Origin of the sequence: Myxococcus sp. NMCA1, from assembly GCF_026810205.1 — a bacterium.
GTDB lineage: Bacteria > Myxococcota > Myxococcia > Myxococcales > Myxococcaceae > Myxococcus > Myxococcus xanthus_A.
The window spans coordinates 1929088-1945100 of sequence record NZ_CP113950.1 but is presented as its reverse complement, the minus strand read 5'-3'; the positions used below and the strand labels follow the sequence as shown (position 1 = coordinate 1945100).

15 protein-coding genes are annotated in these 16013 nt (G+C 67.6%); 6 read left to right on the top strand and 9 right to left on the bottom strand.

All coding sequences use genetic code 11. The features are described 5' to 3' along the window. Positions 1–56 precede the first annotated feature (56 nt). Both OZ403_RS08275 and OZ403_RS08270 read right to left on the bottom strand, forming a co-directional pair. Entirely contained in the window at positions 57–263 is a 207-nt protein-coding gene (locus tag OZ403_RS08275; RefSeq protein ID WP_268783861.1) for a hypothetical protein, read from the bottom strand. Between the two features lie 45 nt (positions 264–308). Further along, positions 309–677: a type II toxin-antitoxin system PemK/MazF family toxin gene (locus tag OZ403_RS08270; protein WP_140797609.1), complete on the bottom strand. Its 369-nt coding sequence runs from the start codon at positions 675–677 to the stop codon at positions 309–311. Between the two features lie 200 nt (positions 678–877). On the opposite strand from OZ403_RS08270, the gene OZ403_RS08265 reads away from it, so the two are divergent. Next, positions 878–3343 carry a WD40 repeat domain-containing protein gene (locus tag OZ403_RS08265; protein ID WP_268783860.1) on the top strand — a complete coding sequence of 822 codons (2466 nt, stop codon included), beginning with the start codon at positions 878–880 and terminating at the stop codon, positions 3341–3343. Positions 3344–3412: 69 nt separating this feature from the next. Here OZ403_RS08265 and OZ403_RS08260 read toward each other — a convergent pair whose 3' ends face one another. The 3 genes from OZ403_RS08260 to OZ403_RS08250 all read right to left on the bottom strand — a co-directional run bounded on the left by OZ403_RS08260 (position 3413) and on the right by OZ403_RS08250 (position 5672). Beyond that, the gene (locus OZ403_RS08260) at positions 3413–3721 is read right to left on the bottom strand and encodes a hypothetical protein (RefSeq protein ID WP_237080230.1); all 309 of its coding nucleotides are present in this window, start codon (positions 3719–3721) and stop codon (positions 3413–3415) included. A 50-nt stretch (positions 3722–3771) separates the two neighbouring features. Then, positions 3772–4086 carry a hypothetical protein gene (locus OZ403_RS08255; RefSeq protein WP_140788826.1) on the bottom strand — a complete coding sequence of 105 codons (315 nt, stop codon included), beginning with the start codon at positions 4084–4086 and terminating at the stop codon, positions 3772–3774. 308 nt (positions 4087–4394) lie between these two features. After that, positions 4395–5672 (bottom strand): hypothetical protein, encoded by a 1278-nt coding sequence (locus OZ403_RS08250; protein WP_268783859.1) that lies wholly within the window; start codon positions 5670–5672, stop codon positions 4395–4397. Between the two features lie 298 nt (positions 5673–5970). Here OZ403_RS08250 and OZ403_RS08245 point away from each other — a divergent pair, with 298 nt between their 5' ends. From OZ403_RS08245 to OZ403_RS08235, 3 genes are all read left to right on the top strand, one after another. Next, complete coding sequence (locus OZ403_RS08245; RefSeq protein WP_140788824.1) at positions 5971–6720, top strand: TetR/AcrR family transcriptional regulator; 750 nt, start codon at positions 5971–5973, stop codon at positions 6718–6720. Next, a complete protein-coding gene (locus OZ403_RS08240; RefSeq protein WP_268783858.1) occupies positions 6717–7619 on the top strand; it encodes an acyl-CoA desaturase in 903 nt (300 codons plus the stop codon). Before OZ403_RS08245 ends, OZ403_RS08240 begins: the two co-directional genes overlap by 4 nt. A 237-nt stretch (positions 7620–7856) precedes the next feature. Next, positions 7857–9401: a putative Ig domain-containing protein gene (locus tag OZ403_RS08235; RefSeq protein WP_161605130.1), complete on the top strand. Its 1545-nt coding sequence runs from the start codon at positions 7857–7859 to the stop codon at positions 9399–9401. A 73-nt stretch (positions 9402–9474) separates the two neighbouring features. Here the strand turns inward: OZ403_RS08235 and OZ403_RS08230 are convergent, their stop codons facing one another. Continuing rightward, positions 9475–9864, bottom strand: coding sequence for a DUF1801 domain-containing protein (locus OZ403_RS08230; protein ID WP_237078128.1), 390 nt, complete (start codon positions 9862–9864; stop codon positions 9475–9477). A 66-nt stretch (positions 9865–9930) separates the two neighbouring features. Between OZ403_RS08230 and OZ403_RS08225 the strand changes: the two genes are divergently transcribed. Then, positions 9931–10713, top strand: coding sequence for an AAC(3) family N-acetyltransferase (locus OZ403_RS08225; protein ID WP_140797605.1), 783 nt, complete (start codon positions 9931–9933; stop codon positions 10711–10713). A gap of 129 nt (positions 10714–10842) precedes the next feature. On the opposite strand, the gene OZ403_RS08220 is transcribed toward OZ403_RS08225, so the two are convergent. Further along, the gene (locus OZ403_RS08220; RefSeq protein ID WP_140797604.1) at positions 10843–11724 is read right to left on the bottom strand and encodes a hypothetical protein; all 882 of its coding nucleotides are present in this window, start codon (positions 11722–11724) and stop codon (positions 10843–10845) included. Positions 11725–11865: 141 nt separating this feature from the next. On the opposite strand from OZ403_RS08220, the gene OZ403_RS08215 reads away from it, so the two are divergent. Beyond that, a complete protein-coding gene (locus tag OZ403_RS08215; protein WP_268783857.1) occupies positions 11866–12891 on the top strand; it encodes a hypothetical protein in 1026 nt (341 codons plus the stop codon). Positions 12892–12977: 86 nt separating this feature from the next. Here the strand turns inward: OZ403_RS08215 and OZ403_RS08210 are convergent, their stop codons facing one another. Both OZ403_RS08210 and OZ403_RS08205 read right to left on the bottom strand, forming a co-directional pair. Continuing rightward, entirely contained in the window at positions 12978–14111 is a 1134-nt protein-coding gene (locus tag OZ403_RS08210; RefSeq protein ID WP_140788812.1) for a trypsin-like serine protease, read from the bottom strand. A 301-nt stretch (positions 14112–14412) separates the two neighbouring features. Next, positions 14413–15984, bottom strand: a complete 1572-nt coding sequence (locus OZ403_RS08205) for a carboxylesterase/lipase family protein (RefSeq protein WP_268783856.1) — start codon at positions 15982–15984, stop codon at positions 14413–14415. Positions 15985–16013 lie beyond the last annotated feature (29 nt).

Sequence of the window (16013 nt, the reverse complement as noted above, 5' to 3'; positions counted from 1 at the left end):
TTCTTTTTCGAAAAACGGCGGAACCCCTCGGAATCACCAGGGGTCTCCAGGCCTGCTTACGGGGCTTCACGGCCCCCCATGATGAACTGGGGCAACAGCTCCTCACGGAACTTCCGCCAGATGGACACGTCGAGGTCCAGCGCGGGGACCACCATGACCAACTGTCCCCCGTTCCCGCTCGCTTCGTATTGGGAGTACACGTGGTCCCCCACGCGGAGCTCGTGGCGCCACCACGCGTAGCCACAGGTCCGGCCATCGCTCATGGTCGCGTGTTTCGCCGTGGAACGCAGGTCATGCGGGCGCTCATCTCACGGCCTCCTGAAGAACGACACCTGTTGGAAGCGCAGACCGGCAAGAATCTGTTCCACCCGCGCGTCCGACAGCGACCCGATTCGCTCTCCCAGACGCGACTTGTCGACCGAGGACACCTGCGACACGACGACGACGCTCTGCTTGGGGAGGTTTCCCTCTCCCACTTCGAGCAGCACGTTCCCCGGCTCGCTGGCCCGGTGCAGGTTCGACGTCAGCGCACACACGACCACCGTCGTGATGCGTGAGTGATTGAAGACGTCGTCCTGGACCACCACGTGGGGGTGCGAATAGCTGGGGACCGGGCCTCGTGAGTCGTCGGGCTCCACCCAGAACACATCACCGCGGTTGATTCGCTCGGGGGGCATGCCCTCGGAGTCTCCTGTCCCCGCCTCCGGCCTGGCGGCCCGGCCTTCTTAGCGAGCGCGGAGGCTTCCACCAAGGCATCCTCCGTCGGAGAACGTGACCCTGCCTCCGGGGCTCTTGCGGAACGTGTTCAAGGAGAAGGATGTTGCCGAACGCGGCGCCTGACACGGTGTAGGGTTGGCCCAAACGACCCGAGCCGCGAATGCCCCACACCTCCCCGTCCCTCGAATCGCTGACCGAACTCTCCACCCTCGAGGGGCTCCTGGCGGAGCGTGGCCTGGACGCGCTCCTGGCCACCTTCGACGAGGTGCTCGCCGGGACGCCGCCGGACGCGCGTATCCACAAAAGCGAAAGCCTGTCGGTCAGCCCCAGGACGTTGCAGGTGCTCCGGCGAGCGCTCGCGCAGGACGCCGCGTTTCTCCGAGCGCACCCCGAGACGCTCTTCCAATGCCTCTACAACCGCCTGCGCTGGTTCGACGCGCCCGACACCGCTCCGCACTTCGCGCCCACGGACGCGGGGCCCTGGAGCCACGCGGAAGCGCACCTTTGGAAGCTGGCGGAGCATTGGCGGGGGCAGTGGGCCACGCGGGGGGGCGTATCCTGGGTCGAATCCCTGCGGCCCCTGCCCGGGGCGCTGGAAGGCAATGACCAGGTCCTGCGGCACGACGCCCAGGTGCTGTGCGCGGCCTTCAGTCCTTCGGGCGCGTGGCTCGCCACGGGCTCCTGGGAGGATGGGCGGAATGTTCGCATCTGGGACGTGGCCACCGGGACGCTCATCCATCAACTGGCGGGACACGAGGGCGAGGTGCGCAGTGTCGCTTGGAGCCCGGACGGGACGCGGCTGGCGTCCGGCTCACGCGACCACGACGCGCGCATCTGGGACGTCGAGACGGGCGCGCTGCTCCACGCCATGACGCGCCAGGAGGGCCAGGTGACGTCGGTGGCCTTCAGCCCGGACGGGCGCTGGCTCGCCGCGGCGAACCTTGGGTGGCGGGTGCGGCTGTTCGACGTGGCCTCGGGCCGGGTGGTGCGCACGCTCGAAGGGCACGAGCAGTCCGTGTTGACGGTTGCCTTCCATCCCTCCGGCCGGTGGCTGGCATCAGGCGCGTCGGACGACACGGTGCGCATCTGGGACCTGGAGACAGGCACGCAGACCGCTCGCATCCGCAGCACCACCTCCGTCTCGTCCGTGGCCTTCAGCCCGGATGGCGGATGGCTCGTGCTGACCTCCATGGACGGCCTCATCCGGGTGGAGACGGCAAGTTGGACGCGCGTGCCCGGAGCGCTGGGCCAGGGCCCCTATTCCCAGGTCGCCTGGCTCGAAGGCGCACGGCTGGGCGCCCTCGCCTTCAACCGGGTGGAGCTGCTCGACGCGAGTAACGGAGATGTGCTCCGGGCGCATCCCTACCCTTCCGACGGCCGTGAGCGCGGCGCCGCCTTCCTTCCGTCCGGCAAGCGTTTCGCGCTGACCGCGGCGAATGGGCGCACGCATGTCAGCGACCTGGATGCGGCCCCCAGCCCTACCCTGCTGGCCGAACAAGACCGCGTCATGAACCTGTGGGGACATTCCGAAGGGGCGTGGGGCATCACACGCCTGCATTCGGAGACGCGCGTCATCGATTCACGGGGGCAGGCCACGGCACTGCCTCCCGGCGCTCCGGCTGCCTACGCGCAGACCTGGAAGGTCAGTCCCGACGGCGCATGGCTTGCCCAACCCGAGCTGTCCTCCCACGAGCGGCGCTACCAGTTGGGAATCCTGCTGCTCGACGCGCGGAGCCTCGCCCCCGCGCGCACCCTGCTGGCGCCGCCTGGCGACCAGGCCGCGAAGGCCCAGACGCGCCTCGTCGACAAACTGCCGATTGCCTTCTCTCCCGACGGACAGCTGCTGGCGGCCGCCATTCAAGAGGGCGCGGTCCACCTCTGGCGCGTGGCGGACGGAACCTTGCTGCACAGGCTGCGCGGACCTGGTGGTCCCATCACCTGGGTGGACTTCACGCCGGATGGCACCTGTGTCGTGTCGGGCCATGCGGCCAGCGAACGCGTGTACGTCCACGAGGTCCGGAGCGGCAAGGTCGTCGTCAACACCGAAGCGGTGGTCGACCCCTCCCCCGCCTATGCGGCGGCGGCCAGCGCGCCCCTCATCGCCGTGGGTCGAGCATCGGGAGAGCTCGCGCTCATCACGATACCCACCGGTGCCCAGCAGGTCCTGACGGTAAGTCCGGAGCCCGTCATCAGCCTGGGACTCTCCGCGGACGGCACGCGCGTGGCGGCCTGCAGCCTGGATGAGTGCGTGCGGGTCTTCGACGTGCGGACGGGCGCACGCCTGCATGAGCTTCCCCACCCGGCCCTGCCCTTCTCCGTCGCGATGAGCGGCGAGGTGCTCGTCACGCTGGCCAATGACATGCACACGCGCGTCTTCGACCTCGCCACGGGCGAACTGCGCACGGAGTTCGCGGGAAGCGTCCCCACGGACGACGTCGTGTCCCGGCGCTACTGGGAAACGCTGGGCGAAGGCCCCGTCACGTTCCACCTGCTGCGGGACACCACTCCCCGGGCCTGCTTCCCGGATGCGATGGAAGAGATTCTCATCCTGAAGGATGGGCTCGTCCTGGGACGAGGCCGCACCGAGCGGGACTTCTTGTACGTCCTGAAGCTCCACATGCCCTGAGCATCAGGAACCCGCGGAAGCCTCTCTCCCCTCTCTGCTGGACTAGAGAGAGGCCCCGCGACCTACGTGCTAGCAGTCCTTCCAATCCGCACCCACGTAGCCCAGCCCCCGCTTCGCGCACTGGTACTTTCCGTGATTGCGGCAGTTGCCATACACGACATTGGGATAGGGACCTCTCCAGACGTTATCGGAGCACCGGATGAAGCAGCAGGCCCTGAGGGCGCTGACCGTTCCACCCTCGGTGCTGGGCTCCTCCTGTTCCAGGTACTGCTCGGGAATGGCGATGGACTCCTGCTGCTCCTGCGACTCCTCGGGCAGCGGACCACCACACCCCACGGCCAACAGCGCCCCCATCCACAGCGGCAACGTGCTCTTCATTTGATTCCTCATGGCTTCAGCCCTCACGTGTCCTTGCACATCCCCAATGGCTAGCAGTTCCGCCAGGCGTGCCCTTGATAGGTGAGCTTCTTCTGCGGGCAGTAGTACCTGCCGTACTTCGCGCACAGGTCGTACTTGATGGAGGGAAAGGGCCCGTACCAGGTCCCGCTGCACTTAACGTTGCAACAGATGGCGGAGCTCTCGACCTCGCCCTCGCCGAGATACTCGGCGGGAATCCCTGGCGGGGAGGATTCCTCCTCGACCGGTTCGCCCGGCTGCGTTGCCTCTCCGTCGGCGGGGCCGCATCCCACCAACAGCACCACGCCAGCAATCCACGCGAACCAACGTCCATGGCCATTCTTCATGGAATCCTCCCAGGCTCAATCCAGACAAGAAGGCCGCGAGCCACCGGCCTCCTGTCTATTGGACCGAATCGAGGTTCCAGGCGTTCCCGTTCCACCCCTGTGTCATTCCAAACCAGACAAGACAGACAGGCTCCGTGCAGAAGCCTCCAGTCCGCTGCGACTTCCCGGCTGGAGCACGAAATGACATCAGCCCCTCTCAGGGCCTCAATCTCTGACGCGGCGGCATTCCGGATTCCCTCAACCCAATAATGTGGGATGGCGCGGACGTGGGCCAAGGGGCGCACCTTCACCCGCCCCCTGCGCTCCGCTTACTGGAAGCGCACCTTCCCTTCCTGCTGGTAGCAGACGTGGGCCACACCATCAGTGGGCCGGATGGCCACGCTCGGACGCGTGCCGTCCTCCACCGTGCCCAACTGGGTGTAGGTCCAGAACCCCTGGGCATCCGTCGTGCTGAGCTCCAGCGCCGTTCCACGGCGCAAGGCGACCACGGGCTTGCCTCCACCATAGGCCAGGTCCGAGGCGTCATACGTGTAGTTGACGGGTGAGCCCTGCACGACACTGGAAGAGAGGGGCGTGGCCACCGTGATGTCGTCGATGGCGCCCCACTCCCCTTCCCGGATGACATTCGCAAGGGCGTACAGGTGAGAACCCGGCCCCCAGACCATGGCGCTCCAAGAAGGGAGATTCATGGTCTTCAGCCGGACGGACGCGCTGGTCGAGCCCTGGATGGCATGGAGGAAGTGGGTCGAGACGCTGGTGGTGCGCTGCTGCATCACCACGTACAGCGTCCCGTCTGCGCCGAAGGCGGGTTCACCATTGAGGATGGAGGTGCCGACGTCGGGCTGTTGGATGCTCCAGGTATTGGCCGCCGTGCGGGCCGCCATGCGGAAGCTCCCTGTCTGACCGTTGCCGAAGACGATGACAGGCTGTTGACCTTGCGCCGGGTTGAGCGCGATGCCCAACTGGGTCGTCTCCTGGCCGCTGACATCCTCGCGAACCCACGCACCGTTGACGCGCGTCGCGTAACGGACGCGCATCCGCGCGCTCGACAACTGCCCCGCGCCTTCGCGATACGCGACGTGCGGCGTCCCCGTCCCCGGGTCGACCGCCAACACGGGGTTCGCCGTGAAGGTCCCCGCGTTGTTGAGCCCCGGGCCGTCTATCTGCTCGGTCACCCAGGCCGTGCCGTCCCAGGTCGCATACCAGAGGGAATTACGGGTGTCGTTCGTATAGACGGCATGTCCCCGGCCCGAGGCATCGAAAACCAATTCGCACACGCGGCCCGTGACGTCCGCACCGGTGTCGATGACCGTGCTGGGCGCGAGCGGCGCAGCCACCACGTTGAAATGGAACGTGCCCTCCGCCTTCTTTCCTGACGCCGTCTCCGCCGAAACGAACAAGGACGCCGTTCCTTCCGTGGGCAGCGTCCACGTGACTCGCTCCGAATCCGGCTGCAGGGCTCCCGCATTGGCGCTCCAACGCACCGCCTTGAGGACCTCACCCGAGGGGACGACGAGCCGGAAATGCTCGGCCGCGCTTTCGACATACGGCCCTGAGCCGCCCTCTCTCTCAATGAGCAGAGCCACCTCTCCTGGTACATGAGAGGAGATGACCTCGACCGGTCGGGTCTCACTTCCACACCCCGCGGACAACGTCACGCTTCCACACATCAGCATCCCGGCAACAGCCCACTTTTTCATCGGTGAATTCCTCGTCGAGCGCCGGCGAACACCACTCGCCAGACCTTGGGGGTGTCTGAGTCAGCAACCATCAACGAATGGATTTCCCTGAAGTTCTGCGGGCCCCGACGCGATTCGCTTGCGCCCGCCCCTCACCCCGGACATCATTTCAGTGAACAGGTTCACCAAAATAGAGGGGGAGGCCATGGTGACGCGGAACAAGGCCGGAGCGACGGATGGGCCCAAGCGGGGACGTCCCCGAGGCCGGACGGAGCAGGGCCACGAGACGCGCCAGCGGCTGTACGCGACCGCGCTGGGGTTCATCTCCGCACGGGGCTACGAGGCCACCCATCTGCGGGACATCGCCAAGAAGGCGGGGGTGAGCGTTGGCCTGCTGTACCGGTACTTTCCCAGCAAGCGCGCCATCGTCCTGGCGCTGTACGACGAGTTGTCCTCGACGTATGCGGCGCACGCCGAGGCGTTGCCCGCCGGCCCCTGGCGGGAGCGCTTCCTGTTCGCGCTCCGGGCCAGCCTTGGCGTGCTCGGGCCGCACCACGAGGTGCTCAAGGCGCTGATTCCCGTGCTCGTGGGCGGAGAAGAGGACGGCCTGTTCGCGCCGCAGACGGCGTTCTCCCGGCAGCGGGTCCAGGCCGTCTTTGAAGACGCCGTGGCGGGCGCCGCGGACGTCCCGGGCAACGCCACGGTGGCCCGTGCACTGGGCCGGCTGCTCTACGTCGCGCACCTGGCCGTGGTGCTGTGGTGGCTGCTCGACAAGAGCCCACGTCAGCGCGCCACCGAGGGCCTGGTGTCGCTGCTGGCGCGCCTGCTGCCCCCTGCGTCGCTCCTGCTCCGGCTGCCCGGCGCCGGAAGCATGGTCCTGGGCGCGGACGCCCTCTGCCGACAGGCGCTCTTCGGCGAGCCGGCGCGTGCCCAGGCGGGAGAGGTGACGCGATGAATACCGCGATGCTGGGACATCCCGAGGTCTCCCTGAACGGGCAAGGCGCAGGCGAGCCCCGCGCGAGCACCGCATCCCTGTTGCCTCCCGGGGTGGGCCGCTTGCGCTTCGATGCGGCGCGGACGCTGTGGCTCTGGGGCATGCTCATCCCCGGTGTCACCGTGGGGCTCGCGGCGGCGACGCCCACCACGGTGGCGGTGTCGCTCCTGCTCACCTTCGCGACGCTCTGCCTGGGACACTCGGTGGGCCTGCATCGCGGCGTCATCCACCGCACCTACGAGGCGGGCCCTCTCACACGCGGCGTGCTCGCGTACCTGTTCGTGCTGAGCGGGCTTGGCGGTCCCCTGTCGTGGGCACGCCTGCACGCGGTTCGCGACTACTGGCAGAACCGTCCCGACTGCCCGCCCTACTTCGCCTATGGGCATTCGATGGCCCGCGACTTCGGCTGGAACCTGCACCTGCGCTTCGAGCCCGCGGATGACCGGGCCCTGGCGCGGCTTCCTCCAGACGTACTGACGGACCCGTGGCTGTGCTTCCTGGAGCGCACGTGGCCGCTCCACGTGCTCGGGCTGGCGGGGTTGGTGCTCGCGGTGCTGGGCTCCGAGGCCGTTGCACTCTGCGTTTGCGCCCGCACGGCCACCAGCATCCTCGGACACTGGGCCGTGGGCTACGCGGCCCATGTCTGGGGAGAGCGGCGCTACGCCCTCCCGGGCGCGTCGGAGAGCGGTACGAACATCTGGGTGCTTGGCGTGCTGTCGTTCGGCGAGGGCTTCCACAACAACCACCACGCCTTCCCAGGCTCCGCGCGCATGGGCCAGAAGGCGCACGAGCTGGACCTGGGGTGGTGGGTCATCCGAGGGCTTCGCCGGCTCGGGCTCGTGCGTGCTGTTCGTACTTGAGCAAGGCCCCGGCTACTTCTCGCGCAGCACGTGCAACACTTCGCGCGCGGTGTCGGCGGACGACGCCGGGTTCTGCCCGGTTGCTCGCGGTCCGCGACTGGCTCCTGGACGGGCCGTGATGCATTCGTGACCAAAGCATGCGCCCTGGGTGAAACCACGCACCCTGCGGGTGAATGAGCCTGTTCCCGAAACAAGCCGCGCCGGCAGGAGTGGCGCACACACGATACGGGGAACCGGATGAGTCGCAGCAACACCTTCGACACCACACGCCAGCCATTCCTCCCATGGCTGGGATTGCTCACCCTGCTCACGTTGCTGTCCGCCTGCGCCGAGGGGCGAGGCGACATGAACGGCGGGCCGAAACTGCCGCCCGTCGAGCTGTCACCCACCACCGTCGGCGTCGCCTACGAAACCGTCTTCACGGCGTCGGGCGGCACGCCGCCGCTGCACTACCTGGTGACGCCGCCTCCGGGCTTCTCCTTCTACACGGGCGAAGGGCGGCTGACGGGCCCCGGCACCGAGCCCGGTGATTACGCGCTCACCGTCAGCGTGCGGGATGCCCACGGGGCTGAAGATTCGCACACGTACGCGCTGAAGGTGTGGCCCCGGCCCGTAATCTCCAGCAACGCGCTTCCCGCCGCGGACGTGGGCGTCAACTACGAGCACGTCCTCGCCTCCACGGGTGGGCGGCCTCCGCTGCAATGGTCCGTGGCGGAGGGTTCGCTCCCGCCGGGTGTCTCCCTTTCGTCCGCGGGCGTGCTCAACGGGCTTCCCCAGGAGCGCGGCACCCATCCCCTCACCCTTCGCGTCCAGGACGCCCACGGCGCCACGGCTGATAGGCAACTGGAGCTGGAAGTGCGTGGCCCGGGCGCGAATCCGGATGGAGGACCGCCGCCTGCATTCCCGCTGTCCGTGGGCAACTGGAACATCGAGTGGTTTGGAGACGTGGCGAACGGCCCCAACAATGAACCCCTGCAACTGGCCAACGTCCAGGCGGTCATCGCCGACGCAGGCGTGGACTTCTGGGGGGTGGTGGAAATCGTCAGCTCGGCGCAGTTCAACGAACTCAAGGCCCGGCTGCCGGGCTACGACGGATTCCTCGCGGACGACACCCGGCGCGTGACGGCTGGCACCGGCTACTACTCCGCCAATGACCAGAAGGTGGGCGTCCTCTACAAGTCGGACGTCGTGCGGGTGATGCGGGCGGAAGTCGTGCTCACGGAGCATCGCTACGACTTCGGCGGGCGGCCTCCGTTGCGGGTGGACCTGCGCATCCAGCGCGGGGACGAAAGCATGGACGTGACGGCCTTCGTCCTCCACATGAAGGCCGCCGCCACCGCGTCGGACTACGCGCGCAGGGCCTCCGCTTCCGGACACCTCAAGAGCTACCTGGACCTCCGGCTGCCCACGCAGCGCGCCATCGTGGTGGGGGATTGGAATGACGACGTGGACGTGTCGTTCGCCACCAACCCGGAGACCGGAACCCGGTACGACACGCCCTACCGCGGCTTCGTCAACGCCCCGGCCAGCTACACCTTCAGCACCCAGGCATTGTCGCTAGCGGGCGCGAGCAGCATGGCGAGCCGCGTCTCGTTCGTCGACCACCAGCTCGTCACCAACGAACTCTGGGCGGACCACATCCCCAACTCGACCGTCGTACTCCGCCCGGCCATTCCCAGCTACGGGTACACCACGTCCGACCACTACCCCATCATCAGCCGCTTCGACCTGGGGCGGGACGAGCAGACGATGCGCGGACTCACGCCCAGCCCGGCGGATTGAAAAGAGGAGCGCGGCGGGGCTTCCGGGCGCTGACTGGAAGCCCCGTGTCGGTTGGCCCTCGACACCAGCACGCTCACTGAGAGGTCGCTTCCATCCACTGGACCACGACCTGGCACAGCGCCTTCTTCTTCGCCTTTACCTCCGCCAGGTCGCGAAGCGTGACGACGGCGCGGTCCGGGGCGGCCCACTGCAACAGGCCACTGGTGTCCTCGAAGGAGAAGCCTTGCGCCGCCTTCACCTTCGCGCCCCGGTGGAAGATGAGCTGAACGCAGTCCTTGGGCTTCAGCTTGAATGTCACCCGGTCATCGCCCTGGAAGCAGAAGCTTGGCGCGTTCCACTTGATGCGCTCCGTAATGCCCGGATGGGCAGACAGGATGGCGGTGCGCAGGGTTTCGACTTCGTCCCTCCGCGCGTGTTCGAGTTCCTGCATGAATCGCTCGACGTCTTCGGACCGGTTCGACACGCGCGTCGCCTCTCTCCAGCACCATGACATTGCGAGCGGGCTGGTGGACGCGGCATAACCCGGCCCATGAGCGAAGTCAGCAGCCAGCAATGGGTGCAGCAACTCCGCGACCTCGGCGTGCGGGAGGGTGGTGTCCTCGTGGTGCACACGTCCTTCAAGGCCGTGCGTCCGGTCGAAGGCGGCCCGCTCGAGCTCATCCACGCACTGCGTGAGGCATTGGGGAGCGAGGGAACCCTGGTCATGCCCACGATGACGGATGGCGAGGGCGTGTTCGACCCGAGGACCACGCCCACCGAAGGAATGGGCATCACCGCCGAGCTCTTCTGGCGCCAGCCCGGCGTCCTGCGCAGCACCCACCCAGGCGGGTCCTTCGCGGCCGTGGGCCCCCATGCTCGGGAAATCTGCCGCCCGCAGCCGCTCTCGCCCCCCCATGGCCCCGACAGCCCGGTGGGCCGGGCACATGACCTGGGCGGCCAGGTGCTCCTGCTCGGCGTCACCCAGGGCGAGAACACGACCATCCACCTCGCGGAGGCCCTGGCCCCCGTCCCGTACTCCGTCACCCACCCGTGTGTCGTCGAAGTGGATGGCGTTGCGCGGACGGTGGAGATCGCCGAGACGGACCACTGCTGTCAGGGCTTCCAGCGTGCCGACGGCTGGCTTCGTGCCCGCGGACTGCTGCGCGAAGGCAAGGTGGGGCGCGCCGACGCGAAGCTCGCCGACGCGCGCGACATCGTGAACGTCGTGGTCGAGCACCTTCGGGCCGACCCGCTCGTCTTCCTCTGCCCGGCGGGCGCGGGCTGCGAGGAGTGCGACAGGGCCCGCGCGAGCGTGGGCAACACGGCGCGTTAGCCGCCGCACGCGCGGGCCACCTCGTCAGAACGAGGAGCCGAAGCGCAGGATATCGAGATTCAGGACGCCGACGCCGAACGGGCTGCGCTGCTGGCTCCAAGAGCCGCCCACGGCGAAGCCCATGCGCGCCTACTTCGACCGCGGAAGCACCACGGGCTCCAGCTGATACGCCGCCGTGGATGGCGCGAGGTCGAGCGTCCCCAGCGCATGCTCCCCCGGGTCAGCCGGATTGAAGCGCACCTGGAGCGGCTGACCGGGGGTGAGCAACCGGAAGCCCTCCTCCTGGCGGCGCGCCAGCGCCAGGTGGGCGCGGCGCTCCTTCCGGGAGGTTTGGGGCGCATGGTCGCTCGGCGTCATCCGAGCCAGGGGCGGCTGGCACTTCACGGCGAACACGTAGCCCGTCGCCCCCACGTCATAGTGGTAGTGCGCATAGGTGGTGTTCCCGCTCCCCGCCAGTCCGCCGAAGCGGGCCTCGACGGGCGTCCAACCCGAGGCCTCCGGCGCGCCCGCGCTCAAGAGATACCGCCCGCGCCGGAGGAAGCGCAGCCTCGCGTCCCACTCCTGGATGTCGCCCAGAACCTCCGTGGCGCCCGCGGCAAGCAGCCTGGGAATGGCGGGACGCGTCCCCAGGTACCGGAGCGCCCGCTCCATCATCACCTTCAGCAGCGGGTCCAGAATCTCGTGCCGGGAGGGCTCCGCCACCGCATGACGCACCTGGAACGCACGCGGCATCTGGAGGCCGTCATACCATTCGGGAGGTTGCCCTCCGGCGTAGGCCCGGTGCGTCTCGTCCCACGGCGTGTCGTACAGGAAGCAGTGCTCGTCCTCCCCCACGTTGTAGCCGTAGAGGAACAACGTCTCGTCCGCATATCCCAGGGTGCCATACAGCACCGCGTCACACGTCACGGCGCGCCCCTCCACGGGCGCGGCGCGGTACTCCGGCAACCGGAAGTGCCAGGCGGGGAGCCGCGACAGCAAGGTGCGGACATCGGGCAACGGCTCGGCGGGCATGGGCGCAACCTCGGCAATGGACAAGCGCGATGATGACTTTCTTGTGAACACGACCTTCTCATCATTTCAAGGATGCTGGGCGAGTCAGGGGTCTGGTGTATGGAGCCTCGTCCCCCGCCGTACCCCCAGGAGGCATCCTCGATGCGTCGTCTTGTTCCAGCCCTTCTCTCCGCGAGCCTGATGGTCGGATGTGGTCCCACCGGCTCCGAGTCCGAGCCGTCTTCTCAGTCCACGGAGCACCAGGACGCGCCGCTCACCACCACGGACGTGGACGTGGCCCCGGAGTGTCAGGGCCTGCTCACCTTCGTCAACACGGCGTCTGTGTCCACGCTGGACGCCTACCTCCCCAGTGACGTCGCCCAGAACCTCGTCGGCCACCGCGCGACGGCGCCCTTCTCCACGTTGGCGCAGGTGTCCGGGGTCCGGGGTGTCGGTCCGGTGCGCCTGACTCAAATCGAGGGTGGCGCCCGCGCGCTGGGCTACATCACCAGCACCTGCGCCGGCATCCTGGACGAGCTCGCGCTCTCCACTGATGACGCAGCGGCGGTGGTGTCCCTGGTCAACACCATCAACAGCGACGCGCTGTACGCCGTCCTGCCGTACGCGTGGAACGGCGCGACGAACCTCCTCAACCTGCGGCCCCTCACGTCCGTGCAGGCCATCTCCGAGGTGACTGGCATCGGCGCGGTCAGCCTGCGCAACCTCCGCAACGCGGCCACGCAGGGCTACGCCCTGACGGCGCTCATCGCCGCGGTGAACGCGCAGGAGGAGAGCCTGTGGACCTCCCGACTGAGCCAGAACTTCAACGTGGAGGACGTGATTGCCGGCGCCCACGGCAACGACCAGTTCAAGAGCGCGCAGTGCTTCGGCATCGACCCCAGCCTCTTCCCCAACGAGCGTTGGGAGGTCCGTCCGCAGCTGGCCACGGGCACCGAGGTCGTCAACCAGGTCGCCAGCACGGTCGACTACGCGGACCGCAACGAGCCGCTGCCGGACGCGCTCATCACCGACGGCCTGGCGGAGCTCCAGGTGAGCACCGCCGGTGGCACGTTCAAGGGGTGCTACATCAGCTACAGCAAGGGCCCCTGGGCCGGCATCCAGGTCACCTTCTTCATCGACACGGTGACGGGCTACCGCGTGCTGACGGAGCAGCACTGGGTGGAGTGAGCCGGGCTTGATGCACCCCAGGAACGCGAAGCCCCCTGTCACCCACGAGTGACAGGGGGCCTCTCAAGCGGAGAACTGGCGCGTGATTACGGAACCGTGGCCGTCACGGACACGCCCGAGTAGGACGAATAGCCGCGCACGGACACGTACCAGGTGCCAGCCTGGGGGTTGGAGAAGGTGCAGGTCTCCTCGTTGCCGGACTGGTAGGGCCGGCAGTTGTAGGAGCTGGTGGTGGGCTGCGAGCCGCTGCGCACATACAGGTCCGCGTCACCCGTGCCCCCCGACTGCGTCACCGTGAGCAACGTGGTGCCGGCAGGGATGCTGATGGGGTAGTGATTCCAGCTGCTGGAGGCGCCAGACAGGTTCGTCTGGGAGAGCAGCGTGGTACCGGGCGGCGGGGTCGTCCCATCGATCTTGGAGTCAATCCAGCTCTCGAAGTGCGACACGCGCGCGTACATGCCCGGGTAGCGCGAGTCGGCGCAGCCGTAGCCCCAGCTCACGACACCCGCGAGCTTGCGGACGCCGCCGTGCGAGACGGTGAGCGGACCACCACTGTCGCCCTGGCACGAGTCCTTGCCCGGTGCCTTGGCGCCAATCTGATCCGGGCCAATGTACTCATTGGGGTAGCTCTGCTGCGCTTCCGTATTCGAAATCACGTTGACGTCCACCGTGCGCAGGGTGGAGGACCCCGAACCGCCGGAGGAGGTCGCGCCCCAGCCCGTCACGCGCGCGACCACACCCGGGTTGGTGGCGCCGCTCGAGGCATCCGCCGCCGAGATGCGGGGAATGGCCGCGACGGTGGTGCCATTGAGGTCCAGCGACGTGGACAGCCGGAGCAGGGCAACGTCGTTGCCGGCAGAGCCGTAGTCCTCATGAATGATGACCTGCGCCACGTTGCGCGTCTGGCCCGAGCTCGTGCTCGTGCTCGAGGTGGAGCCCGCCACGATGCTGCCGACGGTGTAGCCATCCACGCAGTGTGCCGCGGTCAGAATCCAATCCTTGTTGAGGATGGAGCCGCCGCACCAGTGACCGCCCCGCCGCAGGGACACCTGCCACGGATTCGCATTGATGGTCGTGGTGGTGCCACCGACGATGTCCTGCTCGATGGTCGCCGGCGCCACCGATTCCGCCTGCTCCTCGACCATCTCCGGACCGCAACCGACCAGCAACGACATCGCGCCAACCGTCGACCACCGCCGCATGACCTTCACTGACATCATGGAGACCTCGGGTATCTGGGGGAAGACGTGAAGCGGCAAAATGAGATTAACCGCCTCACGACTCAAAAACCGTAACACACGATCTTCCCCATCTACCAGCCCCAGCCCCGGTTGAAGCGCTGCCGCTTTCGGAGGCGCTCACGTTTTGCGACATGCCTGTTTCATTACATCTCCGTCACACTTTGGAATGGGATGGAGCGTTGATGACTTGTCATTGGAGCCGCGGGCCGAAGTGACGACGGCGACATGAAGCAGCCCGGCGGTGTGATGCCACACACCACCGGGTCTGTCACACCCCTGACTATGGGCGGTTTTCCTGCCGCGTGTTGCTGCTCGCGGTGGCCGCGGACGATGTGGCGCGTGGCAGCTTCGGCGGAGGCGGCTTGGCGAGGCTGTCCAGGAAGGGCATGAGGTTTTCGGCGGCTTGCAGGATGTCGCGCTCGAAGTCCGTCACCCCCTGCGGTGAAACATCCAGTCTCAGCAGCCTGTCTTGCGTCTCCGTGTGCCCCTCCCAGCGCACCTGGGCCACGGGTCCGGGCGCGCCCGTGCGCGCGAACTGGACCAGTGAATCCACCAGGTGACGCATGAAGGTCCGGTCCTCCTCCGTGAACAACTCTCCGGCGGGCGGTACGTCCGCGGCCGTCTCCAGGAAGTAGGACACCTCGCCCCCATGAGGCACCCCCAGCCGCTGCCGGGGGACGAGCAACTTCGCGCGGTACTCGAAGTAGTAGCGCCACACGGCGGCGCCTCGCTCCGCGTGGCGCGTGGCCAGCAATCGAGGAATGACCGTGAAGACGAAGTCGCGGCACATCCGCCGGCCAATCTCCCGGTCATCGTCCACGTCGGGGTAGAGCTGGCGAATGGACTCGGCGAAGGCCCCCAGGCGTTCGAGGATGGTCGCGGGGTCGATTCCGAACGCGGACACCACGCTGGAGTCGTCACTCGTGCTGCCGATGATGAGCGGCAGGGAGAGCTGCTCTCCACGCGCGAAGGTTTCGCGAATGGGCTCGGGAAGGACAGAGTCTCCGTAGATGGGGCTGGGCGCGTTCGCGGTGTCCGCGGGGAGCATCCAGAACTTCTCCGGACTCAGCTCGCGCAGGTCCTTCATGGTGGCCAGGAGCCGGTCCAGCCCGTTCCTCCACGCGAAGGCCATGCCGGCCAGCCGTGCGTCCGCCAGGGGCTTCTCCTGGAGCACGTACGCGCTCATGGCCACGCCCCGGCGGAAGAGGTTCTTCTCCCGGACCTGCGGCGACGTGAAGAGCGACAGGACGCTCTTGGCGCCCGCCGATTGCCCCATCACGGTGACGTTGCCAGGGTCGCCGCCGAACTGCGCGATGTTGTCGCGCACCCATTCCAGCGCCAGCATCTGGTCCAGCAGGCCGAAGTTCGCCGGCCCACCCGGATTCTCCTTCTCCAGCGCCGGATGCATGAAGAAGCCCAGGTGCCCCAGGCGGTAGTTGAAGGTCACCAGCACCACGTCGCGCGACGCCAGATGAATCCCTTCATAGAGAGGCAGGCGGCCCGAGCCGATGACGAAGGCGCCGCCGTGAATCCAGAACACCACCGGCAGCTTCGCGCCCGCATCCAGCTTGGGCGTCCACACATTGAGGAAGAGACAATCCTCGTGCATCTCACCGGGGTCACCACCGCCGGTCTCGATGCAGGCCTGACGGGACTGGTGTGCGGAGAAGCCGAAGTTGAAGGCCTCGTGGACACCGGGCCATGGAGTGGCGCGCTCGGGCGCCTTCCAGCGCAGCGCTCCCGTGGGAGGCTTCGCGTAGGGGATGCCCCTGAAGACAGAAATCTTCCCCTCGACCAGGCCCTGCACCCTGCCTTCCTTCGTGGGTACCTCAGGCGTCTTGATGACGTTCATCGACCGGCTCCCTTTGGTTGTGCGACTGT